The organism is Protofrankia sp. CiP1_Cm_nod2 (assembly GCF_920664355.1).
GTDB lineage: Bacteria > Actinomycetota > Actinomycetes > Frankiales > Frankiaceae > Protofrankia.
In genome coordinates this window covers 843-2,096 of record NZ_CAKKTL010000395.1, presented here as the reverse complement: position 1 = coordinate 2,096, position 1,254 = coordinate 843, and the positions used below count along the sequence as shown (strand labels likewise).

The 1,254-nt window shown below is 71.6% G+C and carries 1 pseudogene; it reads left to right on the top strand.

Annotation, left to right across the window (positions count from 1 at the left end):
* Positions 1-711 precede the first annotated feature (711 nt).
* Positions 712-1,254: pseudogene (locus NBW84_RS23870) on the top strand (hypothetical protein); the annotation flags it as partial.

The following is a 1,254-nucleotide window of genomic DNA, read 5'->3' as shown; positions in this document are numbered from 1 at the left end:
GCCCGGGTAGGCGCACCGCGCCGGTGCGCTCCCGTCGACCGTCGCGTCCTCGGTCATGCTCATCGCTGTCCGTTCTCGCTCCCGGGATCCTGCCCGCACCGACCCGACAAGAATGCACCAGGACGCATGGGCAGGGGTCCAGCGGCCGGCACGGTTCGCCACGGCCCCGCTCCCTGCGCCCCACGGCCCCACTCCCAACGCCCCATGGCCGCGCTCCCTGCGCCCCACGGCCCCCGTCCCCAGGCGGCCCGTGGGGCTCCGCCTGCTGTTGGCCCGCTCCGCCGGGCCGGGCGACCGGATGCCGTCTGGCGTTTCCCGGCCGGCGGCTGGCCAGGCAGCTGCCCCGGTATTCCGCGTACTTCCCGTCCCCGATCGTCTTTTGTGACGTTCAGTATCAGCGCACATCGCTGTTTCCACCGTGTAAGTGGATGATGCGGACCCCTACCGGACAGGTTCACTCACAATCAGTTACTGTCACGCTCCGTGATTAAGGAATTGCGCGCCGGCAGGCGTACAGCTATGGAGGGCAGATCGCCAGGGAGGGCAGCGGCGCCGCGATCATTCTTTGACGGCCGAGGGACGACGGCCAGCCCAACAGCTCCGACAGGCCCGGGACACCCGGGACGCCCGGGAGGGCCAGACGGTCCGGGCACGCCGGGTGGGCCGTGGCTCCGGGCGCGGCGGCACGCCCGGCGTGCCGCGATGGCGGGCATGCTGACGCTGCTCCTCGCCGCGGCGACCGCCGGGCCCGCCGTGGGCGACACGCCAGGCGCCCATGGCGCTCCCGACACTCACGGCACCCCTGATATCCACGGCGTCCCCGATCCCCACGGCGTCCCCGATCCCCACAGCGCCCACGGCACGGACGGGCCCGCGCCCAGCCCGCAGGACGGCGCGGCCGGGTCGTACTGGAACGAGGTCGCAGGCGAGGCCTTCCACCCGACCGGGCGGGTGCGCACCTACTACATCGGCGCCGACGAGGTCGTGTGGGACTACGCCCCGGACGACCGTAACGACATCACCGGCCAGCCCTTCAGCCCACAGGAGAAAAGCTTCCTCGAGTCCGGCCCGGGGCGGATCGGGCCGAGATATGTGAAATGCCTCTACCGCGGCTATACCGACGCCGGCTTCACCACGCTGGTGTCGCGCCCGCCGCAGGACGCCTACCTGGGCCTGCTGGGGCCGACGATCCACGCCGAGGTCGGCGACACCATCAAGGTCGTATTCCGTAACGGATGCCGGATCCCCGACAGT